General features: G+C 52.7%; 25 protein-coding genes. 12 read left to right on the forward strand and 13 right to left on the reverse strand.

Annotated elements, in window-relative coordinates; genetic code table 11:
* On the reverse strand, positions 1-165 hold the full coding sequence (locus tag EU556_RS26105; RefSeq protein ID WP_167855597.1) for a chryseobasin-related MNIO class RiPP peptide: 165 nt from the start codon (positions 163-165) through the stop codon (positions 1-3).
* Positions 166-568: 403 nt separating this feature from the next.
* Between EU556_RS26105 and purU the strand changes: the two genes are divergently transcribed.
* The 7 genes from purU to EU556_RS15775 all read left to right on the forward strand — a co-directional run bounded on the left by purU (position 569) and on the right by EU556_RS15775 (position 9,145).
* Positions 569-1,423, forward strand: coding sequence for a formyltetrahydrofolate deformylase (gene purU / locus EU556_RS15745; protein WP_245327714.1), 855 nt, complete (start codon positions 569-571; stop codon positions 1,421-1,423).
* Between the two features lie 101 nt (positions 1,424-1,524).
* On the forward strand, positions 1,525-2,007 hold the full coding sequence (locus tag EU556_RS15750) for a DinB family protein (RefSeq protein ID WP_135435100.1): 483 nt from the start codon (positions 1,525-1,527) through the stop codon (positions 2,005-2,007).
* Between the two features lie 189 nt (positions 2,008-2,196).
* Positions 2,197-3,156 carry an alpha/beta fold hydrolase gene (locus EU556_RS15755; protein WP_167855598.1) on the forward strand — a complete coding sequence of 320 codons (960 nt, stop codon included), beginning with the start codon at positions 2,197-2,199 and terminating at the stop codon, positions 3,154-3,156.
* Positions 3,157-3,379: 223 nt separating this feature from the next.
* Positions 3,380-5,260 carry a serine hydrolase domain-containing protein gene (locus tag EU556_RS15760; RefSeq protein ID WP_135435102.1) on the forward strand — a complete coding sequence of 627 codons (1,881 nt, stop codon included), beginning with the start codon at positions 3,380-3,382 and terminating at the stop codon, positions 5,258-5,260.
* 91 nt (positions 5,261-5,351) lie between these two features.
* A complete protein-coding gene (locus tag EU556_RS15765) occupies positions 5,352-6,230 on the forward strand; it encodes an SDR family oxidoreductase (RefSeq protein WP_135435103.1) in 879 nt (292 codons plus the stop codon).
* Positions 6,231-6,357: 127 nt separating this feature from the next.
* Positions 6,358-7,344: an SDR family oxidoreductase gene (locus tag EU556_RS15770; protein WP_135435104.1), complete on the forward strand. Its 987-nt coding sequence runs from the start codon at positions 6,358-6,360 to the stop codon at positions 7,342-7,344.
* A 619-nt stretch (positions 7,345-7,963) separates the two neighbouring features.
* On the forward strand, positions 7,964-9,145 hold the full coding sequence (locus EU556_RS15775) for a glycosyltransferase (RefSeq protein WP_135435105.1): 1,182 nt from the start codon (positions 7,964-7,966) through the stop codon (positions 9,143-9,145).
* A gap of 63 nt (positions 9,146-9,208) precedes the next feature.
* On the opposite strand, the gene EU556_RS15780 is transcribed toward EU556_RS15775, so the two are convergent.
* Positions 9,209-10,156, reverse strand: coding sequence for a hypothetical protein (locus tag EU556_RS15780; protein WP_135435106.1), 948 nt, complete (start codon positions 10,154-10,156; stop codon positions 9,209-9,211).
* A 289-nt stretch (positions 10,157-10,445) separates the two neighbouring features.
* Between EU556_RS15780 and EU556_RS15785 the strand changes: the two genes are divergently transcribed.
* Both EU556_RS15785 and EU556_RS15790 read left to right on the forward strand, forming a co-directional pair.
* Positions 10,446-11,426: a glycosyltransferase family 2 protein gene (locus EU556_RS15785; RefSeq protein WP_135435107.1), complete on the forward strand. Its 981-nt coding sequence runs from the start codon at positions 10,446-10,448 to the stop codon at positions 11,424-11,426.
* A gap of 61 nt (positions 11,427-11,487) precedes the next feature.
* Positions 11,488-12,465 carry a glycosyltransferase family 2 protein gene (locus EU556_RS15790; RefSeq protein ID WP_135435108.1) on the forward strand — a complete coding sequence of 326 codons (978 nt, stop codon included), beginning with the start codon at positions 11,488-11,490 and terminating at the stop codon, positions 12,463-12,465.
* A 4-nt stretch (positions 12,466-12,469) separates the two neighbouring features.
* Here EU556_RS15790 and EU556_RS26760 read toward each other — a convergent pair whose 3' ends face one another.
* The 7 genes from EU556_RS26760 to EU556_RS15825 all read right to left on the reverse strand — a co-directional run bounded on the left by EU556_RS26760 (position 12,470) and on the right by EU556_RS15825 (position 19,197).
* Entirely contained in the window at positions 12,470-14,050 is a 1,581-nt protein-coding gene (locus EU556_RS26760; protein ID WP_135435109.1) for a glycosyltransferase, read from the reverse strand.
* Between the two features lie 7 nt (positions 14,051-14,057).
* Positions 14,058-15,332: a glycosyltransferase family 2 protein gene (locus EU556_RS15800; protein WP_135435110.1), complete on the reverse strand. Its 1,275-nt coding sequence runs from the start codon at positions 15,330-15,332 to the stop codon at positions 14,058-14,060.
* A 9-nt stretch (positions 15,333-15,341) separates the two neighbouring features.
* Positions 15,342-16,625 carry an ABC transporter ATP-binding protein gene (locus EU556_RS15805; RefSeq protein ID WP_135435111.1) on the reverse strand — a complete coding sequence of 428 codons (1,284 nt, stop codon included), beginning with the start codon at positions 16,623-16,625 and terminating at the stop codon, positions 15,342-15,344.
* A 5-nt stretch (positions 16,626-16,630) separates the two neighbouring features.
* Positions 16,631-17,488: an ABC transporter permease gene (locus tag EU556_RS15810; protein WP_135435112.1), complete on the reverse strand. Its 858-nt coding sequence runs from the start codon at positions 17,486-17,488 to the stop codon at positions 16,631-16,633.
* Between the two features lie 307 nt (positions 17,489-17,795).
* Positions 17,796-18,104 (reverse strand): hypothetical protein, encoded by a 309-nt coding sequence (locus tag EU556_RS15815; RefSeq protein WP_135435113.1) that lies wholly within the window; start codon positions 18,102-18,104, stop codon positions 17,796-17,798.
* 448 nt (positions 18,105-18,552) lie between these two features.
* Complete coding sequence (locus EU556_RS15820) at positions 18,553-18,825, reverse strand: hypothetical protein (RefSeq protein ID WP_135435114.1); 273 nt, start codon at positions 18,823-18,825, stop codon at positions 18,553-18,555.
* 102 nt (positions 18,826-18,927) lie between these two features.
* Positions 18,928-19,197, reverse strand: coding sequence for a hypothetical protein (locus tag EU556_RS15825; RefSeq protein ID WP_135435115.1), 270 nt, complete (start codon positions 19,195-19,197; stop codon positions 18,928-18,930).
* 576 nt (positions 19,198-19,773) lie between these two features.
* On the opposite strand from EU556_RS15825, the gene EU556_RS15830 reads away from it, so the two are divergent.
* The gene (locus EU556_RS15830) at positions 19,774-20,097 is read left to right on the forward strand and encodes an STAS domain-containing protein (protein WP_135435116.1); all 324 of its coding nucleotides are present in this window, start codon (positions 19,774-19,776) and stop codon (positions 20,095-20,097) included.
* Between the two features lie 165 nt (positions 20,098-20,262).
* Positions 20,263-20,790: a DUF421 domain-containing protein gene (locus EU556_RS15835; RefSeq protein WP_135435117.1), complete on the forward strand. Its 528-nt coding sequence runs from the start codon at positions 20,263-20,265 to the stop codon at positions 20,788-20,790.
* 42 nt (positions 20,791-20,832) lie between these two features.
* Here EU556_RS15835 and EU556_RS15840 read toward each other — a convergent pair whose 3' ends face one another.
* The 4 genes from EU556_RS15840 to EU556_RS15855 all read right to left on the reverse strand — a co-directional run bounded on the left by EU556_RS15840 (position 20,833) and on the right by EU556_RS15855 (position 24,312).
* Positions 20,833-21,237: a response regulator gene (locus EU556_RS15840; RefSeq protein WP_135435118.1), complete on the reverse strand. Its 405-nt coding sequence runs from the start codon at positions 21,235-21,237 to the stop codon at positions 20,833-20,835.
* Between the two features lie 12 nt (positions 21,238-21,249).
* Complete coding sequence (locus tag EU556_RS15845; RefSeq protein WP_135435119.1) at positions 21,250-22,680, reverse strand: PAS domain-containing protein; 1,431 nt, start codon at positions 22,678-22,680, stop codon at positions 21,250-21,252.
* A 144-nt stretch (positions 22,681-22,824) separates the two neighbouring features.
* Positions 22,825-23,805 (reverse strand): ABC transporter ATP-binding protein, encoded by a 981-nt coding sequence (locus EU556_RS15850; RefSeq protein WP_135435120.1) that lies wholly within the window; start codon positions 23,803-23,805, stop codon positions 22,825-22,827.
* A 48-nt stretch (positions 23,806-23,853) separates the two neighbouring features.
* On the reverse strand, positions 23,854-24,312 hold the full coding sequence (locus EU556_RS15855; RefSeq protein WP_167855599.1) for a nucleoside deaminase: 459 nt from the start codon (positions 24,310-24,312) through the stop codon (positions 23,854-23,856).
* A 307-nt stretch (positions 24,313-24,619) separates the two neighbouring features.
* Between EU556_RS15855 and EU556_RS15860 the strand changes: the two genes are divergently transcribed.
* A complete protein-coding gene (locus EU556_RS15860) occupies positions 24,620-26,164 on the forward strand; it encodes a SulP family inorganic anion transporter (protein WP_135435122.1) in 1,545 nt (514 codons plus the stop codon).
* Positions 26,165-26,210 lie beyond the last annotated feature (46 nt).

The following is a 26,210-nucleotide window of genomic DNA, read 5'->3' on the forward strand; positions in this document are numbered from 1 at the left end:
CTAGCCCATGCCGCAGCCGGGGCAGCTGTCGGGCACTTTGGGGTTCTTCTTGCTGGGCTTACCCTGCTCTTCTTTGGGCGTTGGGTCTTCCTTCTTGATACAGCCCGTGGTTTGGACGGTTAGCCCTACCAGTACGGCACCCAGTACTGCTTGTGATAGTTTCATGGGAGTAGAGTTGTTTTTCAGATAGACACTAGTTCTCGTTTCAATAGTAAGAGCCTGAGGTCCTACGGAAGGTTGCATGGGTGCTGGAAAGCATTCTACAGTTCACCGATGAGTGTAGAGTAACCAGGCCAGTTGACCCTACCCATTGTCTGTATCCGTGGGGTAGAGTAGAACAGATTGCCCCGCTATAGCTGGCCGATGATTGCTGCCCAGTGTTGCCCTGCGAATGTTATGAGGAATGCATTGTGAGATATTAATGCACTAGCCCGGCCAGGCAGACCGACGATGACGCTCTAGGCCACTTTAGCTCAGTTGCAACCCGTCAGCAAGGAAGCTACTTAACATGAGTGGCCTAGCACCGTAAGGTAGAGAAGCCCTTTCCCTCACTCCTACTTTCCGGTACGTGACAACTGCTACTTCCCTGACGCCCCATCTCTTACTGATCCGCTGCCCAGATGAGCCGGGGCTGATTTACCACATTAGCCGGGTGCTGTATGGGCACGGGCTGAATATTTTGCGCAATGATGAGTTTGTGGAGCGCACGACCTCCTTCTTCTTCATGCGTACCGAGTTTACGGGTACCTTCGAGGCGCACGCTCTACTGCAGGAGCTACGAGAGGCGCTGCCCTCTGCCGCCGACATTCGCCTCTCTGACAACCGACCCAAAAACATTGTGCTGCTGGCAACCAAAGAGCATCATTGCCTTAGCGAGCTGCTGGTACGGAACGCTTTTCAGGAACTGAATGCACGTATTTTGGCCGTGGTAAGCAACCATGAAGTACTCGGCAACCTGACCCGCCAGTTTGGCGTGCCCTTCCACTACATCAGCCACGACGATAAGAGCCGCGAAGCGCACGAGGCAGAAGTTCGGCAGGTGCTAGATGGCTACGCGCCGGAGTTTGTAGTACTGGCCAAGTACATGCGCATTCTCTCCCCCGAGTTTGTGGAGGCCTACGCTAATCGGCTCATCAACATTCACCACTCCTTTCTGCCCGCCTTTGTGGGGGCCAGTCCCTACGCCCAGGCCTACGAGCGGGGCGTAAAAATTATCGGAGCCACGGCCCACTTCGTGAACGAACAGCTCGATCAAGGACCCATTATTGCGCAAAGCGTTATCCCCGTCGACCACACCCACAGCGCCGCCGAAATGGCCCAGGCCGGCCGCGACGTAGAAAAGATTGTACTGGCCCGCTCACTCCGGCTGGTTTTCGCCGAGCGCGTTTTTGTGCACCAAAACAAAACCATCATTTTCGATTAAGGCGGTTCTGCGGGTAGCAACGTGCTACCTTTTACGGACCGCTTCGGCCGTTTTCAGGTTTTTCTGTTTTAGGTACTTCACCCCACCTCACTTCTGCTTCCATGGATCAGCACACGCGCACTGGCATCGTGAAAGAACTCACGGAACTGCTCACCAAGGGCAATGCCCACGTTACGTTTGAAGAAGCCTGCGCCGATATTTCGGTGGAACACCTGAATCAGCACGTGCCGGGGTTGCCCTACACGGTGTGGCAGCTGGCCGAGCACATCCGCATTGCGCAGTGGGATATTGTGGAGTTCTGCATAAACCCAGAGCATCAGTCGCCGAAGTGGCCCGACGAGTACTGGCCAGCCCCCGATGCTACCACCGACGAAACCAGCTGGCAGCATACGCTTACCCAAATTCGGCAGGATCGTGACCGGTTTCTGGACCTGCTGCAAGACCCTGAGCAGGACTTACTGGCGCCCCTGCCCCATGGCACCGGCCAAACCCTACTGCGTGAGGCCTTCCTGATTGCCGACCACGCCGCCTACCATACCGGGCAAATCATTCTGGTGCGGCGGCTCCTGCAAGACTGGGATTAAGCGGGCTCCTAGGCCAGTATGCAGGGCTACAAGCTTCCGACAGCCTCAAATCAGTTTACTGGTCTGAGCACAAGAAACTTGTAGAAAAGCCTACCATACGCCACTAGCATCAGGCAACGGCTGGCTATTATGAGGGCGTCTGGAAGAGAAACTTACCTGTTTCCTTCCACCCTTTCCCACCCTGTTGCTATGCGCCGCTTTTTCCGCTCTAGCGCCTTCCTTGCCCTGTTGCTAGGCCTGTTGTTACCTGCCCTGCTGGTTGCTGCCCCTCGTTCTGAGTCTCTTGTCAACGGCACGCCCACCCTCACTACTACTGATGGAGTAAAGCTGTTTGCGAAAATCTCAGGCCAGGGCGTGCCCTGCGTATTTGTGCACGGTGGTCCGGGGGCCTGGAGCGGGATGCCAGAGGCACTGGCAGGCCCTAGCCTGGAGGATAAGCTGCAGATGATCTGGCTGGACCAGCGCGGCAGCGGCCGCTCCCAGAACGACCCCGCCCACAACTACTCCCTCGACCGCCTGGTGCAGGACCTGGAAGATGTACGCCAGCAGCTTGGCCTGGAGAGCTGGGTGGTGATGGCCCACTCCTTCGGGGGTACCATTGCCACGGAGTATGCCGCCCGCTACCCCCAGCGCGTACGGGGGCTGGTGCTACTGAACTGCACCCTGAACCTGCATGAAGCCATGAAGAGCACTCTGAAGAACGGCCTGAAGTTCGTGCAGGTGCCCGATAAAGCGCCCTACCTAGACGAGAGCAAGCCCTTAGATGAGCGTTTTGGCATGCTGATGCCGGAGCTTACCGCGCAAAATGGGTGGTTTAAGCTGCAGTACACTACCGAAGCAGGCCACCAGAAAGTAACCGAGGCCGACAAAGGCAACCCTGGTACGGGCGAGTTTGGGGGCTACGGCTTCAGCCTACCCGATTACCGCAAAGATTTCACCTTGCTCACGCCCCAGATTCAAGCGCCCGTGCTGGTGGTAACCGGCAAAACCGATTACTGCGTGGGTCCCAACCACTACAAGATGTTCCGCTTCCCTAACCAGCAGGTAGTGCAGATGCGGACGGGGCACGTTCCTTTCGTGGAGGAGCCAGAGGCCTTCCGTAAAGCAGTTCTCAGCTTTGTAAAAAAGCTGCCTCGCCGCAACGCCTGACAGGGTATTTATTAGCGCTGCTCCTCGCTCCAGAACCCGAGCAAAAGCTTGAGTTCTGGAGCATTTTTTTGGCTTAAGGCAACGAAGTTGCCAATACGTGACTTGGTTAGCTGCTTCACTAGTCTCGGCATAGCAGGCCACGATTTATATAATACAATTTCTATATTCGCTAGCTCTTAAACCTCTATCTTCCTGCTAATTAAGCTTAAACTCTATCGTATTCGTGAAGAAGTTATTCTTGTTATGGGCACTGCTATGTGCCACGGGGGTTGCCCAAGCCCAGCGCCCAAAACCTGCTCCTAGGCCAGTAACCACCCTGCCGCAGCTCATCGACTCCATTGAGCGCATCATGCGCAAGGAGCACATGCCGGGCCTGCTGCTCACCATCATCTCGCCCGACTCGGCGCAACGCTTCGTGGGTGGCCTAGGCCTGGCCGATGTAGAACACAAGAAGCCCGTGACGGCCCACACCCTGTTCCGTATTGGCTCCGTGACCAAAACGTTTGTAGCAGTGGGCCTGATGCAACTGGTGGAGCAAGGCAAACTCAGCCTCAACGATAAAGTGCGCAAGCTGGCCCCCGAAATTCCCATTGACAACCCCTGGGAAGCTACCGACCCCGTGCGGGTGGTGCACCTGCTGGAGCACACCGCCGGCTTCGACGACATGCACGTTAACCACGTGTACAACACCACGGCCACCGACCCACCGGCAACTGCTGCGGTGCAGCTGTTCCGGGAAGAGTTGCGCTGCCGCTGGCGCCCCGGTGAGCGGATGTCGTACTCCAACCCCGGCTACGAGGTGGCGGGCTACCTACTGGAAAAGCTCAGCGGCCAACCCTACCAAGACTACCTGACCCAACACCTGCTGCGCCCCCTGGGCATGCCCGAAGCAACGCCTACGCTGCGCCCCGCTACCAACCCCAAATTGGCGCAGGGCTACTCGTATGAGGCCGGGCGCTACCACCGAATAGACCTACTGCCCATTTACGCTGGGCCCGCTGGCTCCATGAGTGCCTCCGCCGCCGACATGGCCCGCTGGGTAGAGTTTTTCCTCCACGATTTTCGAGCACCCGATGGCACGGCCCTGCTCCAGCCCGCCAGCCTGCGGGAAATTGAAACGTCGCGCAGCACATTAGGGGCTAAAGCTGGCCTAACGACGGGTTACGGGCTAGCCAATCAGCTGATGAACTGGAAGGGGAACAGTGCGTTCCGGGGACACGGCGGCGGCATTGATGGGTTCATTTCCACCTTCGCCTACAACCGCGCCCTAGGCCTAGGCTACGCCATGTCCAACAACGGCGGCCAAAGCCTGAGCGCCATTGAGAAGCTGGTGCGGGAGTTTCTGCTGCGTCAGGTGCCAGCCCCTGCAGTGCCGGCCGCGGCCCCTCTGAATGCAGCGACCGTAGAGCCTTATTTAGGCCACTACCAAAATGCCGCCCCGCGCAATCAACTGCTGGGCCTAGTGGAATATATATCAGGCGACAAGCAACTGGTACAACGGGGGCATTTGCTTATCCTGCAGCCGCTCGTGGGCGCGGCCGATACGCTGGTGCCAGCCGGGGCTCTCACCTTCCGCCGGCCCCAGCAGGTACTGCCTAGTGCCGCCCTCACCCGCGACCGGGACGGGCAGCGCATGCTGATTGTGGCGGGCAGCACCTACCAGCAAACCAGCGCTAGTTGGTGGTGGCTGCGGCCAGCTCTGTTTGGGCTCAGCGTAATTCTGATTCTAACATCTGCGGTGGCCGGCCTGATCTGGCTGATTTATGCCCTACGCCGCCAGCTGCCGCGCGCCCAGGTGCTGCCAAGGCTGTTGCCGCTGCTGGCCTTTGTTGCGTTGGTGGCTACCATCATGGCCTTTGCTAACCTGGGCCGGCACATTGCCTATGCGGGCAACCTCAATACCACCACGGTATTTCTAGGCCTAGCCCCGTTGGCCTTTGCAGTCTTCACGCTGGCGGGCTTGCTACTGACGGTGCGCATTTTCCGACGGTTTCGCAGCCGCGCCGTGGTCTGGTATCTGCTGCTCACGTACGGAGCCCTGGGCTGGCTGGCCGCAACCCTCGCCAGCTTCGGCTGGATGGGCCTGCGGCTATGGGGAGTGTAGGCAGTGCCGACCCCTACAACGAAAACATTCCGGCCTTCTCTGACCTTAGGCCGTGTCTTGCGTATTCCTTCTCACACCAAAACTCGTGACAATGAATACCGAACAAAACGAACCACGCCCTACCAATAGCGAAATCAACCCCAAGCCCACCGCCTACCCCACCAGCGAGGAAGGCATGAAAGAGCAGCCCGACTGGGATATGTCGAGCTACCAGCCGGCCGGAAAGCTCAAGGGCAAAGTAGCCCTGATTACCGGAGGCGACTCCGGCATTGGCCGCGCCGTGGCCCTGGCCTACGCCATGGAAGGCGCAGATGTAGCAGTCATTTACCAAACCAACGCCGAGGATGCTGCCGTGGTGGGCCGCGCCGTGGAAGCCCAGGGCCGCAAGTTCCTGGCCATTCAGTGCGACGTGCGCTCGGCCGACGCCTGCCGCGAAGCCGTGCGCCAGACCTATGCCGAGCTGGGTGGCTTCAACATTCTGGTCAACAACGCGGCCTACCAGATGGGCTACGAGAACTTTGAGACCATTCCGGAGGAAAATATCCACCGCACCTTCGATACCAATATCAAGGGCTACATTTTTATGGCTCAGGCCGCCATTCCGTTCCTGAAGGAAGGCGATTCTATTATCAATACGGGCAGTATTGCGGGCCTCGTGGGTAACCCTCACCAGATAGATTACGCCTCTACCAAAGGGGCCATCCATACGTTCACCAAGAGCCTGGCCGCCTACCTGGGCGAGAAGAAGATTCGGGTGAATGCCGTACTGCCCGGCCCCATCTGGACGCCCCTCATTCCCGGCACCATGCTGGAGGAAGACCTCAAGAAATTCGGTGACTCTACCATGCTGGGCCGCCCCGGCCAGCCCGAAGAACTGGCCCCTGCCTACGTATACTTTGCCTCCCAGGATGGCAGCTATTCCACCGGCAGCCTGCTGGAAGTAACTGGCGGCATGCCCAAGGGCAGCTAGGTCACTCCACCATGTATTCTTGCTAGCTCATTGTATGCCTTCAGCTAGCCCACGTTTACGCCGGCTGTAGCGGGCGTAAGCGTGGAGCCAGGCTGCTACTGCGCTTTCCTCTACTCTACCTTCTGCTATGAAAAAGACTTCTCTTCGCGGCGCTACCGTTGTTATCACGGGCGCCTCCAGTGGCATTGGTCGGGCTACGGCTCTTTCCTTTGCCCGCCAAGGTGCTACCCTAGTACTTGCCGCACGCCGCACCAAAGTATTGACTGAAGTAGCCATTGAGTGCGAACGGGCTGGGGCAGCGCGGGCGAAGGCCGTGCCCACCGATGTAACGGATGCCGCCGCTGTGCAGCACCTGGTAGAGGTAGCCCAGCATTTTGGCGCCGGCCACATTGATATTTGGGTAAATAATGCAGGCAGCGGGGCCGTGGGTCGTTTTGAGGAAGTCCCCCTGGAAGCGCACGAGCAGGTAATTCGGCTGAACTTGCTAGGATACCTCTACGGCGCGCATGCCGTGCTGCCATACTTCCGGCAGCAGCGCTGGGGCACCATTATCAATGTAATTTCGCTGGGGGCCTGGTTGCCGGAGCCTTACACTGCTTCTTATAGCGCCAGCAAATACGGCTTGCGCGGCCTGATGGACACGTTGCGGGCTGAGTTGAGCAATGAGCCTCACATTCACGTCTGCGATGTGCATCCCTCCTACATTGATACGCCGGGCTTTCAGCACGGAGCCAACTACATGGGCCGGGTAATCAAGCCCGCCCCACCGGTATTTCCCACGCAAAAAGTAGCCGACGCAATTCTGGCAGTAGCTCAGCACCCCCGCCCTACAACCATGGTAGGCTGGCCAGCATACGCCATGCGCTGGTCGTACGCCCTGGCTCCGGGCCTGGTCGGGCGCCTGAGTCGCCGCCTGTTCGATACGTACTTCAAACAGGCAGAACCCGCGCCAGTTTCCGAAAACAGCCTGTTTGAACCCCGGGCTGCTCCGTACGGCAACAATATCTCGGGGGGCTGGCGCCGCTCACCTAAAACAAGTACCGGCCCCTGGCTGAGTGCTGCCGTAGCAGCAGGTGTAACGCTAGGCCTGCTTGCCTGGCAGCGAAAGGGCTGAGAAGCCAACATACAGCCACCTTCAGCCCAAAGTGTGAAAGACACGGGCCCGTAGTTAGGCCAGTAGCTGCCACCTACAAATAGCGCAGTTCAAGCAGCTTCTCCCTACCAATGCATACCGCTCCAGTAAGTCACCCGGTGGCTTGCTGGAGCGGTAATGTTATTCCATAGTCATTTTGAAATCAAAAGTCTAATGGCAGACCTGCTACTGAGCATATTAAAAGCAAAGAATCAGCAGTTTAGCTCTGGTTGCACTTTGGTGAATGCCTACGCCAGCAAACTTTTAGCTTTTTACATAGCAATTACTTAATATTAAATAGCGTTTTGTTAGGCAGTAGACTGGCGTTGAGCACTTATCATCATCTTGCTCTCATCTAGATGCTTAACTTGGCTAACATATTTGCGTGGCCTACTGCCAAATGGCCTACTTAGATGCGGCAGCCGGGGATCATATCTGAATAGCTACTTTCCCATTCTAGGCCACTTTGCACGTTGCCTGGTCCCTAGCAAGTGCTACCTGCACCTAATCTGCGCCCTGCCCTTCCATCCTGTCTCCCCCTCCTCAAATCTGCTTCGCAACCCTCCTCATTTCACAGGACTGAGCGCCAGATTTTCCAGCTATGAATTTTGTTTTTGTCAGTTTACAGCGCATCAATACCGACCGCGAATCGACCTCTACCAACCTGGCGCGAGAACTGGCCCGGCAGAACCACAACGTGCTGTACGTTAATTCTCCCGTCAACCGCAAAGATTATTTCTTTACGCCAGAGTCGCCGTTTGTAGCCGCGCATTTGCATGCCATCAAGTCTAAGGCCACCCCGTTGCAGGAGTTGGCCCCGCACTTGTGGGTGCTCTACCCCACGCAGCCCCTCGACTCCTTCAATTGGGTTCCGTTTACAAAGCTATTCTTGTGGCTAATTAAGTTTAATAATCAGCGTTTTGGCCACGAGATTCAGAAGGCCACGCAAGACTTGGGCTTCGATGAGTTTATCCTGGTAAACGACAAAGACATCTTTCGCAGCTTCTACCTGAAGGAGATTCTGCGGCCCCGCCACTACGTGTACATGGACCGTGACTACACCGTGGGGGCGCCCTACTGGCTCCGGCACGGCCCTAGCCTAGAGCCCGCGCTCATGCGCAAAGCCGACGCCGTAGTGTGCAACTCCCTCGACTTCACCAAGCGGGCTCAGGTGTACAACCCGCACAGTTTTTATATTGGGAATGGGTTTGACGTAGCGCAGTTTAATATTTCGCACTCCGCACCCGTGCCTGAAGACCTGAAGTCGATACCAGAGCCGCGGATTGGGTATGTGGGTGCGCTCATCACTCTGCGCCTCGACCTAAACTTACTCATTGAAATAGCCCGCGCCCGGCCAACTTGGAGCTTCGTGCTGATTGGTGCCGAAGACGACGCCTTTGCCCAGAGCACCTTGCATCATCTACCCAATGTGTTCTTTCTGGGCTATAAGCATACTCGGGAGGTCCCGGCCTACCTGCTGCATTTTGATGTGTGCATTAACCCGCAGGTGCTCAATGATTTCACCCGCAGTAATTTCCCACTCAAGATTCTCGAATACCTAGCCTTAGGCAAACCCGTAGTGGCCACCGAAACCAATACCATGAATGAGGTATTTGCGGATCACACGTACTTGGCCACCGGCGCAACCGAATACCTGGTGCAGATTGAAAAAGCGCTAGCAGAAAATACCAGCGCCCTGGCTCAGGAGCGGGTGGCCTACGCCGAAAAGTTTAGCTGGGAACACATTGCCAAGCTGTTTATTACGCACTTGCAAACGCTCTAGGCCACCGGACCAGAGCCGGCCGGAGGCTTTACCACGTGCCCACTTACAAGGGCACACATTGCGTTAGTAATGCCGCTCTACGTATGTAAACAGTTCTGCTTCGGTTTTAGCGTGGTATATCTCGGCGCCTGAAAGCTTAGGGAAGATGGTAGTAAACTCCTGCAGGGCATGCTCTACGCCCCGCTTCGAAAAAATAATATTCTTCCCGCCAAAGTAGCTGGCCAGCGTAGCCGTGCCGCCATGCACCGAAATAAAGGCGGATGCATTAGCGTACACGAGCAATTGAAAATGATTGAAACTGGTGACCGAAGCCCGATGCTGCTGGTACAAATCTTCCATCAGAAGCACTTCCGGGTGGTGCGCTCGTAGCCACGCGTGCTCATTGAGCTCCAGTATCTCACTGTTATCGAGTACAATACTGGAAGCCGACGGACGATTGTACAGTATTTTATATTTTCCGGAGAGAGCAGTAATTATTCTATCCAGCAGCTCTATGCTAAAATAATTTATCGGGGGCTGCCCCCATTCGATATTAAACTTATTGGCTATAATCAGCACCGGTTTCTCATACACGAACACCGCATTTTGGTACTTGGCCTTCAGAGGCACGGGCATCCACTTACGGTAGTCGAAGGAGTTGCAGTGCGTCATGTTAGGAACCTCGTAGCTTTCGTCATTAGATTCCCACTCCCGCTGCTCAAACTTCTCTTCGTGGTCGGGGCTGAAGTAATACAGCTCCCGGGTGTTTTTGCACGAGGCCGTGCGTAGCAGCGTACCGTTTTGGTAATGCCAATAAGCGAAAGGCAGCACAAACAACAGCTCCTGCTGAAACTCGCCGTGATACTCAATTACCTTGTAAGGCTCTCTTGTTACGGTGTCTTGGATCAGGTATTTCGTCTGCAGCAGTCGCGCGTAGTAGTTGTCACGAATGAAATAGTGGTTGTCGCCGCTTACCTGCCGGTTTTTAAGAATGGAGTACAGCCGCAGCAACTTAATAAGTAATCCGTGCATTGCTGACAAGTTAGCAGCTATAACGCATCCGTGCCATTTCAGGCTCTAGATAATAAGTTGCGCTTGACGCTTTAGCCATTTGAATGTCGACGGGAAAGGTATAAATCCTTTCTAAACCTATCATATCTTTAATTATATTGCAAGATAAAGTTTGCAAAATGCAAATGTTAGTTTGTTACATCAGAACTAACTGAAGAGTTGTTAGCTGTTTTTTTGTCCTCAACGGCGCAATTAGCTTTCGGTCAATTGCTGCTTTTGTGTCCTCCTGCCTCTGCCAGATACCGTCACTATGTCCCGCATACCCTTATCGCCGCCCATTATAGCACCTGTAGCTATATCTGGGCCTCGTCCTCTTTGGTCTGTGATGATTCCGGTGTATAACTGCGCTAGCTTTCTACCGGAGGCTATGCATAGCGTGTTGCAGCAACAGCTACCAGAGCATCTCATGCAAATTGAAGTAGTAGACGATGCTAGCACTGACGCTGATGTAGAGGCAATCGTTGCTAGCATCGGCCAGGGCCGAGTACAGTATTACCGCCAGCCTGAAAATATAGGGAGCCTGCACAATTTTGCAACCAGTATCAGTCGGGCCCGCGGCCAGCTCGTTCACCTGCTACACGGCGACGATCGAGTTCGTCCAGGTTATTACCAAGAAATAGGTACCCTCTTTGAGCGTTACCCTGAAATAGGGGCGGCATACTGCCGATTTGGCTACATCGACGAGCGCGGTCAACTCAAGTACAATCAGGCTTTGGAGATATCTCAGGCCGGCATACTACCTGACTACTTGCTCCAAATTAGCGAGCGTAATCGTATCCAATATGCTTGTATCACTGTTAAACGCGCAACATACGAGCAGATAGGAAGCTTTTATGGTACCACGTATGGTGAAGATTGGGAAATGTGGGTTCGGATCGCGCGGCATTTTCCTATTGCTTATACCCCAAGCATATTAGCTGACTATCGACATCACGTTAGCTCTATTTCCGGCAGTAAACATATGCGTGGTGAGTATTTAGTGGACTTGCTAACAATTATGCAGAACATTCAACAACACCTACCACCTTCACAACGAAAAACTCTTCTAAAGCGCTCGAAAAAATTTTATAGTCATTACGCCATTCGACAAGCAAACAACCTATGGCATTTACGACACGACAGGAACTCAACACTTAACCACGTTCGGCAGGCATTGCTCCTGCATCAGGACCTCAGCTTGTACGTACAGGTTCTGAAGTTGCTGATTAAGGTGGTCATCAATAAACATTAGCCATTAGATCGGTTGGTGACCATTATTACTCGTGCACCTCTATCTAATACTTTGCTTTAGTATGGAAAGAACACCCCAGTCTCCCCCTCTTATCCAGCCGTTGCCACCTAGTATTAATCAGCCTCTGTGGTCAGTGATGATACCCAGCTACAACTGCTCGTCTTACCTAGAGGTAGCGCTGAGGAGCGTGTTACAACAAGCCCCCAGCGCTGAGAAGATGCAAATTGAAGTAGTAGATGATTGCAGCACTGATGCCGATGTAAGCTCCTTAGTAGCGGAGTTAGGCCAGGGACGGGTGCTTTTTTTCAGGCAAGAGCAGAACGTAGGCAGTTTACGCAATTTTGAAACCTGCATAAACCGTGCTCAAGGACAGCTCGTACACATCTTGCACGGTGACGATTTTGTGGCTGAGGGGTTCTACGCTGAGCAGGAACAACTCTTTGCCCGTTTTCCTGGGACTGGGGCTGCATTTACCAATTTCCTCTACGTAGACGAGCACGGCGATTCTATTCAGGCGCCTCAAGGTTTACTGACTGAACCGGGCATTTTGCCGAATTGGGTTACTACGCTGGCTCAGGGGCAACGTGTGCAATTTCCGGCTATGGTAGTAAAAAGAGCCGTATATGAGCACCTAGGCAGTTTTTACGGAGTGCATTACGGTGAAGATTGGGAAATGTGGACGCGAATAGCGGCAAGTTATCCAGTAGCACACTCGCCCAGAGCATTAGCTATGTACCGGGTGCATACCAACAATATCACTAGTACCACCTACTTGAGTGGCCAGTGTATTCGGGATACCAGCATAGTTATTGAATTAATTCAGCAATATCTGCCGAGAGAACAGCGCGCAGATCTGCGAAATATTTGCCGGCGTAACTATGCTCTTTATTATGCCGAAACGGCCAATAAACTTTACAAGATTACCCGCAACCGTAAAGCAGCCTTAAAACAAGCCTATGATGCCCTTCGGCTTGACTTCAACCCTGTTACTTTTAAACTATTTTCCAAACTTTGTATCAAAACCCTTATCCGATACTAACTATTCAACCCAATCTTCTTTTTACCACTTTAACTGTATGCATAATCTGATATTCTGGGTCGTAATGGTCTGCTTTATCTGGGTCGACGGTTGACAACGCTAGACCATAGAGGTATGCAACTGCCACATATACATTACCTGCAGATTCTATATGCGGCACTTCTTTGATGAAAGCTTTAGCTAACTGACTACGCAGCTCATCGGCTGTGAATGACCAGTACCACGATTTTTTCCACTCTCCTTTACCTGGCACAGTTAGCAACAATACTCCATCCGGCTTTAATACTCGGTAGCAATGTCTTAATAACCGGTTAAAATTATAAGCCAAGTGTAGAGTGTGCGTAAATATCACGCAGTCGAAGGCAGAGTCTGGAAGCTCTTTGAGAGCTAGGCAATTTCGCTTGTACCAAACTACAGGTGTGCTAGCAGCAAGCGTCGATATGTTGGGTTGGTTGGTTAGGCTATTTTCTTCTTCCTGATAAGTTGGATCCTGTAAATCGAGCACCATACCTCGCAGACCAGGAGTAACTCGCTGCCGAAACTGCTCTATATAGCCGCGCTCAACAGGCCAATACAGGTCGTAACCAAACCTTGCCTCAAATGGGACAAAATAAGCTGTTGCTACAGCCAAAGCTCGATAAAGTCGAGCTAACAGTGGCAAGTGTGGCTGAGGAGGCCAAGATCTGGTCTTGGTTATTGCCTGACAATTATCGGCCTTCGCGGGCTGATGGTATAACGCATAATGCTGGCCAGTCAGAGGAGCATATTGCTCAAAAAAATGCATTGTTTGCTTAAAACTGGGTAGTTCCCTAGCTGTGAGCTTAAAATCATCCCCCCCTGCGTAATAAGTAGTCCAGCACTCCATACCCCGCGAATAGCCTTCAATTTCCAGTGGACTTATTATGTGCTGGCGTTGTCGGTCAAGTACGACTTGCACTCCATTAAGCATCTTTTCGGTGTCCGCTGACATGGAAGCCTGATGAATTCTATAAGCCGCTACTAAAAGCTGATGCTGTAGAATAGGGTAGTGCCGAGTTAGATTTAAATACAAGTCATAATCCTCGCAATTGCGTAGGGAAGTGTCAAAGGAAAAAGCGCTTAATGCCCACCGGGTAAACATCACGGTGGATATCATACCTATGAAGTTGCCTAACGATAGTAGCCAATAGTACGGGTTGGGTGCTATAGGCATCTTTTTTACCTCCTCAGGCGACCCATCCATATAAACACGCTTATGAGAACCTGCTACAAATGCTGCCTGAGGGTGGTTTCTTAGGAATGCCACACCAATATTCAATGCATCTGATAGCAACCAGTCGTCGGCATCTAAAAATACTAGATATCTACCCCTGCTTCTGGTAATTCCAGTATTGCGAGCAGCAGAAAGCCCTTGATTGTGCTGATAGATGTAGACCACTTCTGGGTATGTGGCTACTACCTCACGCGTATTATCCGTCGAGCCATCATCAACCACTACAATTTCCTTATACTTATACGTTTGGTTCAAAGCACTTTCAATGGCATCTGCCAAGAAGTGGCCATAGTTGTAGCACGTAATGATGATGGAAACAACTGGGCGAACCATGATAGGACTATCGGTTGAGTGACTGAGATGGTTGGTTCCGATGCTTAAAGTAATAGGTCAATCCCGAAACAATCCCTTTTAGCTCAACCCACAGAGTCCGGCTACGAAAAGTAAAGTGCGGAAATCCTGCTCTTACTAATGAAGCATAATATTTAGGCAAATACCAATAGATCTGTTTAATATATCCAGAACGTGGATGGTGTTTATACTGAATTAAGGCCGCAGTTGTGAAGCCGCTCATGTATGTATATATCTGCCGCTTCAAGTCCTTTATCTCACGGCGGTGGGTGTGATATACAACGGCCCTCGGATTATACTGAATAGTATAGCCTCCTACCAGAATCCGAAACCACATTTCGGAGTCATCGTTGCAGCCAGCGGCCCCTGGCCCTAGCCGCTCATCAAAAAGGCCCACTTTATTAAAAACCTCCTTACGGAAGGCGGTGTTAGCACCTGCTCCAATTTCCCACACGGGTGGGCCAGCAGATTCTACGCGCTTAAAATAGGCTCGGTCGTAAGCAATATCAAGATACCCTCGGTTAAAGCTCCAGTGCTTCTCAAATATTTGCTGTGCTTCAGTATCTAGCTCAGCAGCAATAATTAGCCCGGTCATAGCAAATACTGATGGGTCGAGGAAAGTTTCCCACACTCGGTACACCCATTCAGGGTGCACTAACACATCGTCATCGGTGAAGGCGACAATACCCGAGTTGGCATTGTGTATCCCCGCGTTACGTGCATAAGAAAGACCTACGGAAGGTTCCATAATGTAGCGGACATCGGGGAAAGATTCGGCTACTTTTTTGGTACTATCATCGGATGGTGCATTATCCACTACTATGATTTCGGTGGGCTGGCAAGTCATCCGGTGTAGAGCCTCTATGCACATCTTCAGCGATGATGCTCGGTTACGGGTGCAAATAATTACGGAAACAGGAGCCTTAGTCGGAATGAACTCTGGAGCCCAGGGCTTTAACAACGCCCCTAACCAGTTACTCCATTGGGCAGTATCAATATCTGCTAGCCATGTCTGCCACGGAACTGCATCTACTTGTGCCTTATCAATATAGTTTTCTACTGCAGCTGCTATTGCTTTTGTAACTACGCTAGGCCACTGACTCAAGTCAATTACCTCGCCTGCCTCAATAAATGAGTGGCCAAGTGCTACATTTTTCCACCAGAATACCAAATAGTTGCCTTGATTTTGACAAACTAAGGCAGGTAGTTGCGGAGCTTTGTCGAGGTGAATATGCGTGATAGCATATGGAGGGTATGAATGCATACTGCTTGCTTAATAAAGTACGGGGTCCTGTAATGCAACAGAGAATGGAATTAGTGGGCGCACAGCGCCCCACCACTTACCCTTCCAGCCAGACTCGTCACCTCGATAATCTTCCAAATCAAATGTTAGGCAGCTTTCCAAGTCATAAACCGGAGCCGTACCTGCTAAAACGTACAGAGAAATGTAATAAGCTCCATCATTCAGAAAGTTGCCAGGAATAGTGCACTCGCCTGCTAACATCCCCTCGCGGTAGACACCAGCGGCAGACGGCACCGTAAGCACGCAGTCGCCACTACTAGTATAGAGTCCTAAATGGATGCTCAGCAGAGATTTGTCCACGAGGTTTTTCATTCGAAAGCGCACTGTAAACGGAACGCGTACATCCAGAGGCATCTTGTCGGTGAGTAAGTGAGGCACTAGTTCAACCGATTGAAATTGCACAAATTCATTACCAGGCGCTTCTAACGGATTATCCCACCTCTGCTTTATTACGTTTTGCTGAGTAGTAAGCAAAAACTTATTGACAATCTTGTCAGCAACGCCTTGTTCCTGCACTAGCCCCTGGTTTAACCATAGAGCTTGCTGACATAAATTGGCTACCGCCTGCATATTATGGCTGACAAAAATCACGGTACGCCCACCTGCGTGCGACACCTCCTTGATTTTGCCTAAGCATTTCTTTTGAAATTCGGTGTCACCGACGGCCAAAACCTCATCTAAAATCAGAATATCGGGCTCTAGATGAGCTGCTACAGCAAAGGCCAGCCGCACATACATACCAGAGGAATAACGCTTTACGGGAGTATCTAGAAACCGTTCTAAGCCAGAGAAGGTCACTATCTCGTCGAACTTCTGACGAACCTCTAACTTATTCATACCTAAAATAAATCCGCTTAGATACACATTCTCACGGCCGGTTAATTCGGGGTTAAAGCCCGTTCCTACTTCCAACAAACTGCTTATAGTACCCTTTCCACGCACTGTACCATATGTAGGGCGCACGATACGGGAGATAATCTTGAGCAAAGTTGATTTACCTGATCCATTGCTTCCAATAACTCCCCAAACTTCTCCCTGCTTGATTTCGAAATTAACATCATGTAGAGCTTTGAATAGCTGATTTTTTCCATGCCGCTGAGTTTCATTGCCCGGCGAATGAAAAAAAGGATCTTCCTTTCTTAGGATGGAAGATGTCCACCAACGCTGTAGGTCCTGCCGTAAAGAGCCAGTGCCAGTAGTACCTAATCGATAAACTTTCGATAGGCTTTCTACCTGAATTACTATATCTGACATATTGCCTATACTACGTCAATGAGTTTGTCACCCTGCTTGTTGAAAGTGAGTATTCCAACAACTAACACTACTCCTACGCAGGCAACACTATATACTACCTGCTGTGGCGTCACAAGCCCTTTGCCTAGCAGCACATAACGAAACAGTTCAAACAAAGGAGTCAATGGATTAAGTTGTACAATCCAACGCCATTTTTTCTCCACATAATTGATGGGGTAGACGACGGGAGTTAAAAACATCAGTAGTCGAATCCCTAGCCCAATAATATAGCTCAGATCTCGGTACTTACCTGTTAGTACAGATACTGTCATACCAAGACCCATGCTTAATAGAGCAATAAGGATTACAATTAGAGGAATAGCGGTAATCTGCAGAGAGGTAGGAGCAGTCCAGGCTGTAAACATGACGTAATAAGTTGTTATTAAGCACAATAGAAAGAATTGAATAGCAAAACGTAACAATTGACTCATCATTTGCGCTATGGGAATTACCATACGCGGGAAATATACTTTACTGAATATTTGTACATTATCACGAAAAATAGAACACGTACTCAGAAATGAATCATTAAATAGATTCCAGAGTACAATACCTGTCAGGTAGAATAGCGTGGGTGGAATACCTTCAGTAGAAATTCCTACTAGCTTCCCAAACACCAATACGTAAGTTATCAGTGTAATTACCGGCTGAAACAGCATCCAGAGTGGCCCTAAAACGGTTTGCTGATAACTCAGCAGAAAATCGCGGCGGACCAAACCAATTATTAAGTGACGGTATGACCACAGCTCGGAAAGACTGACCCCTAGCCAAGTTGTCTGCGGCACAATTTCCCAATCCCAGGTGCCATTTTTTTTAGTAACCATAAAGACTATAGAATTTGACGCCAAGCATTGTTGCATGCACGGGAGATTCCTTGAAAAGGTATAGCTTTTAGCCTATAATTCATAGTTTTCCTTAGAAATAGTCTAATAACACAAGTTATGCTAAACTCATTTCTGTATTATAAGGCTATCAACTAATTGATTAATAGTTGTATTCTAAGTTTAGAAAATAGAAGATATAATAGAAAAAATCCATCTATCAACTACTTGCTTATCATAATTGAGAAGCCTGCCTTTCAACTCCGACATGCAGAGTTTTAGGCAGGCTTTATATGTGATGCTTTATAGCTTAATGGCGGTTTTCGGTGGTACCGGGCTTGTGCACGTCTCCTTGCACGCTGAAGTTACTTCCCGAGTCGTCGCGGGGTAGGTCGGAGGCTATTACGTCGCGCACGTGGCCGTTCTCGGGCGTGGGTTCCCGAAACTCCGTGCTGGGCGAGCGGGTAGCAGTAGAAGCGCGCGGCGGCTTGGGCGCGTGTAGTTGGGCTTCCAGGGCATCAAAGCCGGAATAGCTGCTTTTATTTTTTTTCCAGAAGTAGAACGCGGCAGCCGCGGCGGCTAATCCGCCGAGCCAGGCGGTGGTAGCTTGCTTTTTCATATGAGCAGGAAGAATATACTATGTACGCAGGCAATGGCAGAGGTCTTACAATCAGATACCTCTCCGAAAATGCGAAGGTCACAAGTTGCCACCTTCGTTGGTTGCCACCGAAGCTATGGACACGGACTATAGCCTGGTTCCCTGCCCCGGAGACAGTGACGTTATTTAGTTAAAGAACATTTATACCGGCGCAGGCTCCACAGCCAATACTTTGTGAGCCGTTGCAACACAGAGCGCTGGCTATTTGGTACCAGTGCCTACGTTACTGTACGGAACCCGAGCCGCTATGTTAGCTATGATTGGTGCTTCAGCTATGATCGGTGCTTCTCAGTAGCCTAGCATTAGCTTAAGGGCATCTTCCGCTCCTGAATAGGCAACTGATCCAAGAGCAGCCATTTCGAGCTTATGTGGTGGCCTAGAGTGCGTTTACTTGTACAGAAACAAGCAGTTAGCGCTTGTTAGAGTAATGCTCGTCAATGGATTGGTCAATGGCCGTTTGAAAAGCTTCCAGCAGCTTGCTACGTTCCGATTCGGGCATACTTTGGAGGGCCTGTTCAAACGTCATCCGGTAAACGTGGGCCATAAAGTGAGCACCATACGTGGTAAAAAAACCATCATGGATTTTACTGAAGGCTAATTTCTCGGCGGAAGATATGGACAGAGATAAGGCCAGCCATTCTTTGGCATTGTTGGCTAAGCTGAGTTGAAGGTCTTGATCCACGGTAATAGGGCAAAAATTGAAAAATGCGGTTATGCTTAATTTACTAATAGGCTCTTAGGCCTATAGCTGGCCGGTAGTCAGTAGCCCAAGACTACTTAGTGGCTACTGAAGCGAAGGAGTTTCGGCAGCCCAGTTGACCTGCCGCAACAGCACGCGCCATTCGGTTTCTGAGGCAACCCGGCCCTGGAAGCTATACAGCATCTGTCCGTTCACAACCTCGAGAAGCGTCATTTCAGCGTCGTCATAAAGCACAATAGTTTCTTGTCCGCAGTCAGTGGGGCGACTAAAACGGGCTTGGCCGGGCGGAGCGCTGTAGCGAACAAAACCGAACGCCTGTAGAAGCTCAGCAGAGGGCTGAAAATAGGATGGCATACTATGGAATGGGTGAGGCGCAAAGCCGGGGCGCCGTGCGGAAAGTGGTACGCGTAGAACCTTCGTTCCAGCAACAGTCACCAGTGTTGCTACTTGGTTAATGGCCAACCTCTAAAGAGTAGCCTATCACCACTAGGGAGCATGGGCTCGATAGACCCAAATGCGTGCGGCTGGTTTGCAGAGCAGCCCCACAAGCCATTCTCCTACTTTTGCTAAAGATACGCGCTTTAGCTTGATAAGCCGAGCTCACCGGCTACTCTCGCTACCACGAGTGCAGAAAAGCATGAATAACAAACTTGGCAGAGCCTGACGCGGCGAATTAACCCCACTCAGCAGTGCAAGCTCCAGAAACTGACTGGGCCAGCGAAACCCGTTTTTATCTCGCATCCCGTTGCTGTAGCACTTACTATGGCCGGGACAAGTACGGAGGCAAAAATCAGTATTAAGACTCTAGCTCAGCGGTATAGTATTGATTAGCTTTATGTTGTGCAATTATCCTTCCCAGGGTAGTGCTCCTTACTACGCTTCTATTACCCCCGTTCTTGTCCTTTTTCACAATTCCTTGCTCCTACTCCTATGTCTTTCCAGCCCCACAGAATACAGTCGGATCATTTTTCCTCCTCCGAGCTTACGCCCATCAACCTGGATGCGGTAGAGGCCACTCAATTAGCCCGCGCCCTGGCGCGCGATGCACAGCGGCCCCGCCCCCAACTCATCGTCGATTGCAGCCACTTGAAGTGCCTGCGCACCTTAGGCGTTAGCCACGTAATATCGGAGCTGTTGGTGCTGCACAAGGCTGGGGCCAATATTTGGCTTCGCAACGTAGACCCCGCCCTGCAACATTGCCTGTCTCTGCTGAAGCTGACGAGCGTATTCCGGACTTCTCCCCGACTGGCCTAGGCCTATCTCACCGGATTTATCTGCCGTTGGGCTTGCCTGGCGCCTATAGCTTCCCGAGTCGAACCCCGCCCGATTCTTTTGAAACCAGGCGGGGTTTTTACGTAAACTAGTCCGGCCACCTCACCCAGGGGCAGGCAGGTTGGTAGGCTCGTACCCATTCTAGTTATGTTCAAGAAAGTAGACTGGCAGGCCATCTTTATTCCGGAAACCCCGCTGCTGGAGATTTTCATTCGGGGCTCACTGGTGTATTTGGGGCTGTTTCTGCTGCTGCGCGTGCTACTTAAGCGCGAAACGGGCACGCTGGGCATTACCGATATGCTGCTGGTGGTGCTCATTGCCGATGCGGCCCAGAACGGTATGGCCCACAACTACCGCTCCGTGCCAGAGGGCTTGTTTCTGGTAGCTACCATCATCTTCTGGAGCTGGGTGTTGAACTGGCTAGGCCACCGCTTCCCCTTCTTTCAGAAACTGGTTAAGCCCCGTAAACTACTGCTGGTAAAAAACGGCCGCATGATCAAGGAGAACATGCAGAAAGAGCTCATCACCACGAGTGAGCTGATGAGCGAAGTGCGCATGAGCGGCGTGGAAGAGTTGTCGCAGGTGAAGGCAGCCTACATGGAGCCCTCCGGCAACATTAGCATTATCACGTATGAGCAAAGCCCAGGCAAGCGCCCCGAGAAACAGATTGTGTAGCCTGAGCGGCTGCTAGGCCACTCTGACTAAAGCTCTATTAGTCTAATTATAGCTTTCGAAATCCCCTTTCGTTTCCGCTTTAATGACGGCCAACTCCAACTTATCGAGCGGCTTATGAATCAGGCGCGTCACTAAGGGGTTTTCCTCTGCCCGAATACGGTCGGCCTGGGCTAAAGAAGAAGTCAGGATATAGATGCGGCAGTGATTGAGCTGGGTATTGCCTTTTAGGGTCAGAGCATCCAGCAAATCCCAGCCGCTCATAACGGGCATGTTGAGGTCCAGCAAAATCACCTGCGGAATTTTCTCTGCCTCGACATTTTGCAAAAAGCTTAGGGCTTCCTCCGGCGACTGAAAAGCCGTAATGGTGTCAGCAAACTCTTCGCGCTGCAACAGCAACCGCATGAGAAAGATGCTGGTTGAATCGTCATCAATTAGTACGATATGCATACGGGCTATTCTTCAGGATAAGTACAGCGTAAAACGGGTCCCGGCATTTACTTCACTTTGCACCTCAATTCGACCTCTCATGGCATCTACGTGGTTTTTTACCAAATAGAGACCTAGCCCGCGGCCGGCCGGCTGACTATGGAAGCGCTTGTAAAGCTTAAATACATCAGTGCCTGCTCTTTTCAGGTCAAATCCAATCCCATTATCCCTCACAATAATCACGGCTTCAGACGCTGACATATCCTTGGTGGCGCTTATTTCCACCAGCAATGGGCGCTCAGCCGAGCGGTACTTGATAGCGTTTGAAACCAGGTTAAAGAAGATGCTATAGAGGTAGGCCCGGTTGCCGCGCACACGTAGCTCCGCGGGTATTGCCAGCTTCACCTCAGCCCCGCACTGCTGCAACATCTCCTGCAGGTTTTCCAGCACCTGCTCAACCACTTCTGCCAGCGGCACTTGCTCTGGCTGAGCTACGTCTCGCTGATCGCGGATGGTCAGAATGGTGTTCATGTCGCGCATCACTATGTCAAGCTGCTCTGTGCTGCGGCGCAGATGCTGGAGTAGTTCGTCGTACTGGGGCTGCTGTTTATCCATCGATGTCAGCAGCTCCACCAGCCCAAGCATATTGGTTAGGGGCGCACGGAAGTTGTGCGACACCACGTAGGCAAACTGCTGCAGGTCTTTGTTTTGACGATACAGCTCCTCGTGGGCCTTTACTTTATCCGTAACATCGGAGAAGTACACCGACAATCCTTCTTCCGAAGGGAAAGCCTTGACCTCCAACCACATTTGGCGCGGCTCAAAAAAGGCTTCAAAGTGAACCGCTTCCCCCGTGAGCATGGCCTGGCGGTATTGCCGGTAGAACTGCCCCGTAATCTCGCTCACAAACACCTCCCGAATGCTGCGCCCAAGCAACTCCTGGCGGCTGATGTTCAGCAGGCGTTCTACCTCCGAATTAACCGCCGTGAACTTCCACTCCTTATCGAGAAGGAAGAAGGCATCGGTAATACTTTCAAAAATTGTATTGAGCTTCTTAGCTTGCTCCAGGACCAATGAGCGGGAGGCGGTAATAGCCGTGATGTCGCGGCCCACCATGTGCACGCCCGCCACGTGCCCATCAACCCACAGCGGCACTTTAATAATGTCCAGCACTTTGGGCGCGGGAGTACCAAGAAAGTGCACTTCTACCTCAAACTGCACTTTATGCCCCGTAAAAGCTTCTTCTAGTTTCTGCTGGAATAAGACAGCTTTGTCGGGCGGCAAAAAGTCAGATAACGGCCGGCCCAGGATTTCCTCCTTGCGCCGGTTCAGCAACTCGAGAGAGGCCGGGTTAGCGTCTAGAATGGTACTCTGCTCATTCTGAAAAAGAACACTATCGGGGTTATTGTCGAATAATGACCGAAACCGCTGCTCCTCCTCTACAAGTTGGCTATCGTCCTGCATACGTCAAAATCACCTAACATTCTTTGGTCATACGCCAAGTTAAGCTCCACTGATACAGCTATTAGACATTTTTTGAACGCTTGTATTGACGCCTATCGGCAATTTTGGCTCTGCTGGTGGCCTAGCACCGGTATGGTGCTTACGCTACACGTACCAGATGCTTTCGGGAGCCACTGCAACCGTCACAGTAGCTTGGGGCTGCACCGTAGCGGTAGTTTTCAAACGGATGCTGCCACCTCGCAGGGCCACTTCTACTTCAGAGTAGCTCCCGAAGAACCGCACCTTGCTCACGGTGCCCGCTAGGCCAGTGCCCCCAGCCGGTGCCAGCGTAAAGCTCTCGGGGCGCACGAGCATTTTCTTGTTCTGCTTCCGGACGCCCGCCTGTTTGGTGAAGGCTGCTACCAGAGGGCCATCCAGCAGGTTATAGTCACCAAACAAGGCAGCGGCATACTCACTCACGGGCTGCTGGTAAATCTGGAGAGGGGTGCCGCGCTGGATAACGTGGCCGCGCTGCATAACCAGTATTTCATCGGCCCAGGAAAGCGTGTCGTGGGGGTCGTGGGAGATGAGGATGCAGGTAATGCCCAGCCGCTCGCCTACTTCCTGAATGATGGTTTTGAGGATGTTCTTGTGCGCGATATCTAGGTTAGAAAAGGGCTCGTCGAGCAGCAGCAGCTTGGGGGAGCCCAGCAGCAACCGGGCCAGGGCAATGCGCTGCCGCTCCCCACCCGAGAGCTGATTGGTTTGGCGCTGGGCTAAGTGGCTAATGCGGCAGACTTCGAAGAGCATATCGGCGTCCTGCTGGCTTTGCTTGTTAGCATAGCGCAACACCTGCTCCACCCTGAGAAACTTGGGCAGCTCATACTGCTGGGAGAGGTAAGCAATGCCGGGGTTGCCGGGAATCAGCTTTTCGGCGGGGTCTTTCATCAGTTCACCCTCGAAGAACACCTGCCCCGCATCGGGCCGCACCAAGCCGGCAACCACTTGCAGCAGGGTGCTTTTGCCCGCGCCCGTTTCGCCGGCAATGGCCAGCTTCTGAAACTGTTGCTGCCGGAAGCTCACGTCTTGCAAGGCGAAGTTGCCTCTCTCCTGCAGACTGATGCCTGATACCTCTAAAAAACTCATACTCTTGAAAAAACGTGTTGCAGTGTTAAGTGAACCAGCGCCCGTGCGCTAGGCCTGCCCGGCGGACGTGGGAGCAGCTTCATCGGCGCTAGGCCACTGCTTTACCGTGGGCGGAGGCGCCCAATGCGGCGGCACCTGGGTAGTCGTCAGGATGGGGCCGCTGGCACTGGCTCCACCCAGGTAAGGGCTGCCCTGCTCATACACCACCCGCCCAATACCGTGGTAGCGAATAGCGTAGGCGCACATCACGCATGGCTCGTGGGTGGAGTAAAGTGTGCAGTCAGAAAGGTTGGGGTGGCCGAGCACCTCCCGCGCGGCTTGCAGGGCCAACAGCTCGGCGTGGGCCGTAATGGTGTGCATACTCTGGGTAGCTTCGGTGGCGGCCGCCAGCACCCTACCCGCCCGTACTACCATAGCACCTACCGGGCTTTCCCCCTGCTCGGCCGCTTGGGCCCCGAGCTGCTGGCACTGGGCAAGAAAAAACGCATCGGTGGAGAGGTCTGGCATGAGCGGGCAGGTAAGACAACGGCGTAAAGCTAGTGCGTTTACGGGGCGCAGCACGCCAAGCCGCCTGTTGTTGGGGCAGGCCCTTAAGTTCTGGCCCAAGGGCTGCATAAGGGGCAGTACCAGGCTTAACACTCGGTCGTATGACCGTTTCGCGGCGGGCTTTGCGTACCTTTGCCGCTGCTTATGCAACATTCTGCTTCTCCTATTTTCAAGCTCACCCCACCCTGAGGACTGGCCTAGAGTACCCCATGCCGCCGCTTCGTGCCCGAAGCGTGCGGCTTTTCTTTTGCCTTTACCTCAGCTTTTTATGTCACAGGCGCTGTCCTATTTTTCTCAGTACACACACAACGTTAAAAACGAAATTCTAGCCGGCCTCACTACCGCCCTGGCCCTGGTGCCCGAGGTAGTAGCCTTTGCGCTGCTAGCCCACATTAGCCCGTTGGTGGGCATTGGCTCGGCCTTCATCATTTGCCTGGTCACGAGCATATTTGGCGGCCGACCGGGCATGATTTCCGGGGCGGCGGGCTCGGTGGCCGTAGTTATTGTGAGCCTAGTGGTGCAACACGGCGTAGAGTACCTATTTGCAGCCGTAGCCCTCATGGGCTTGATTCAGGTGGCCATTGGCCTGCTGCGACTGGGCAAGTTCATTCGGCTGGTGCCGCAGCCGGTGGTGTACGGCTTCGTAAATGGGCTGGCGCTCATCATTTTCATGGCCCAGCTAGAGCAGTTCAAAGTGCGCGACGCAGCGGGCCAGGAGCATTGGCTGGCGGGAGCTCCCCTCCTACTCATGCTAGGCCTGGTGGCGCTGACCATGGCCATCGTGTACTTTCTGCCCAAGCTTACCAAGGCCGTGCCTGCTTCCCTCACGGCCATCATCGTGGTGTCGGCGCTGGTTATCTTGGGTGGCCTAGAAACCAAGTCGGTGGGCGATATTGCTTCTATTGCCGGTGGTCTGCCCACGTTTCATCTGCCGCAGGTGCCGCTGGAGTGGAATACCTTGGTCATCGTGTTTCCTTACGCGGTTATCATGGCACTGGTGGGCCTCACCGAGAGCCTGCTGACCCTGACCGTGGTGGATGAAATGACTGACACCCGCGGCCGGGGTAACCAGGACTGCGTAGCGCAGGGCCTCGCCAACATTACCTCGGGCTTCTTCGGGGGCATGGGCGGTTGCGCCATGATTGGGCAAACCATGGTCAATCTTGAGTCCAGGGGGCGCGGACGCCTTTCGGGCGTGGTGGCGGCCCTGGCGTTGGCGCTCTTTGTGGTGGCCGGCTCTTCCCTCATTGAGCGGCTGCCGCTGGCCGCGCTGGTGGGCGTGATGTTCATGGTGGTGATTGGCACGTTTGAGTGGGCCAGCCTGCGCATTCTGCGCCGCATGCCCCTCACCGATGTGCTCGTGATGGTGCTGGTCACGGCCGTAACGGCTATTTCGCAAAACCTGGCGTTGGCCGTGCTGCTGGGCGTGGTGGTATCGGCGCTGGCATTTGCCTGGGAGAATGCCAAGCGCATCCGGGCCCGCAAGTACCTCGATGAGGCCGGCGTGAAGCACTATGAAATCTACGGGCCGCTGTTCTTCGGCTCGGTGCAAGCCTTCGGGGAAAAGTTCGATGTGCAGAATGACCCCAACGATGTGATTATTGATTTCAAGGAAAGCCGGGTGGCTGATATGTCGGCCATTGAGGCCCTAAGCAAGCTCACGGAGCGCTACCACCGCGCCGGCAAAACCCTGCACCTGCGTCACCTCAGCCCCGACTGCCGCCAGCTGCTGCGCAACGCCGGACCCATCATCGACGTGAATATTCAGGAGGATCCGCTTTACACGGTGGCCGGCGCCAACACCTACTATTAATACTGGCCTAGGCCTAGTGATCTATAAAGCCCGGCCGACCAATGGC

Source organism: Hymenobacter fodinae, assembly GCF_004745825.1.
Taxonomy (GTDB): Bacteria; Bacteroidota; Bacteroidia; order Cytophagales; family Hymenobacteraceae; genus Hymenobacter; species Hymenobacter fodinae.

Coding starts and splice junctions, on each gene's coding strand:
- EU556_RS15805 (WP_135435111.1), bottom strand. CDS start 16,625: ATGTCAGATATAGTAATTCAGGTAGAAAGCCTATCGAAAGTTTATCGA.
- EU556_RS15765 (WP_135435103.1), top strand. CDS start 5,352: ATGAATACCGAACAAAACGAACCACGCCCTACCAATAGCGAAATCAAC.
- EU556_RS15855 (WP_167855599.1), bottom strand. CDS start 24,312: ATGCCAGACCTCTCCACCGATGCGTTTTTTCTTGCCCAGTGCCAGCAG.
- EU556_RS15775 (WP_135435105.1), top strand. CDS start 7,964: ATGAATTTTGTTTTTGTCAGTTTACAGCGCATCAATACCGACCGCGAA.
- EU556_RS15810 (WP_135435112.1), bottom strand. CDS start 17,488: ATGGTTACTAAAAAAAATGGCACCTGGGATTGGGAAATTGTGCCGCAG.
- EU556_RS15860 (WP_135435122.1), top strand. CDS start 24,620: ATGTCACAGGCGCTGTCCTATTTTTCTCAGTACACACACAACGTTAAA.
- EU556_RS15840 (WP_135435118.1), bottom strand. CDS start 21,237: ATGCATATCGTACTAATTGATGACGATTCAACCAGCATCTTTCTCATG.
- EU556_RS15830 (WP_135435116.1), top strand. CDS start 19,774: ATGTCTTTCCAGCCCCACAGAATACAGTCGGATCATTTTTCCTCCTCC.
- EU556_RS15770 (WP_135435104.1), top strand. CDS start 6,358: ATGAAAAAGACTTCTCTTCGCGGCGCTACCGTTGTTATCACGGGCGCC.
- EU556_RS15825 (WP_135435115.1), bottom strand. CDS start 19,197: ATGCCATCCTATTTTCAGCCCTCTGCTGAGCTTCTACAGGCGTTCGGT.
- EU556_RS15780 (WP_135435106.1), bottom strand. CDS start 10,156: ATGCACGGATTACTTATTAAGTTGCTGCGGCTGTACTCCATTCTTAAA.
- EU556_RS15835 (WP_135435117.1), top strand. CDS start 20,263: ATGTTCAAGAAAGTAGACTGGCAGGCCATCTTTATTCCGGAAACCCCG.
- EU556_RS15850 (WP_135435120.1), bottom strand. CDS start 23,805: ATGAGTTTTTTAGAGGTATCAGGCATCAGTCTGCAGGAGAGAGGCAAC.
- EU556_RS15750 (WP_135435100.1), top strand. CDS start 1,525: ATGGATCAGCACACGCGCACTGGCATCGTGAAAGAACTCACGGAACTG.
- EU556_RS15755 (WP_167855598.1), top strand. CDS start 2,197: ATGCGCCGCTTTTTCCGCTCTAGCGCCTTCCTTGCCCTGTTGCTAGGC.
- EU556_RS15800 (WP_135435110.1), bottom strand. CDS start 15,332: ATGCATTCATACCCTCCATATGCTATCACGCATATTCACCTCGACAAA.
- EU556_RS15815 (WP_135435113.1), bottom strand. CDS start 18,104: ATGAAAAAGCAAGCTACCACCGCCTGGCTCGGCGGATTAGCCGCCGCG.
- EU556_RS15785 (WP_135435107.1), top strand. CDS start 10,446: ATGTCCCGCATACCCTTATCGCCGCCCATTATAGCACCTGTAGCTATA.
- EU556_RS15790 (WP_135435108.1), top strand. CDS start 11,488: ATGGAAAGAACACCCCAGTCTCCCCCTCTTATCCAGCCGTTGCCACCT.
- EU556_RS15845 (WP_135435119.1), bottom strand. CDS start 22,680: ATGCAGGACGATAGCCAACTTGTAGAGGAGGAGCAGCGGTTTCGGTCA.
- EU556_RS26760 (WP_135435109.1), bottom strand. CDS start 14,050: ATGGTTCGCCCAGTTGTTTCCATCATCATTACGTGCTACAACTATGGC.
- EU556_RS26105 (WP_167855597.1), bottom strand. CDS start 165: ATGAAACTATCACAAGCAGTACTGGGTGCCGTACTGGTAGGGCTAACC.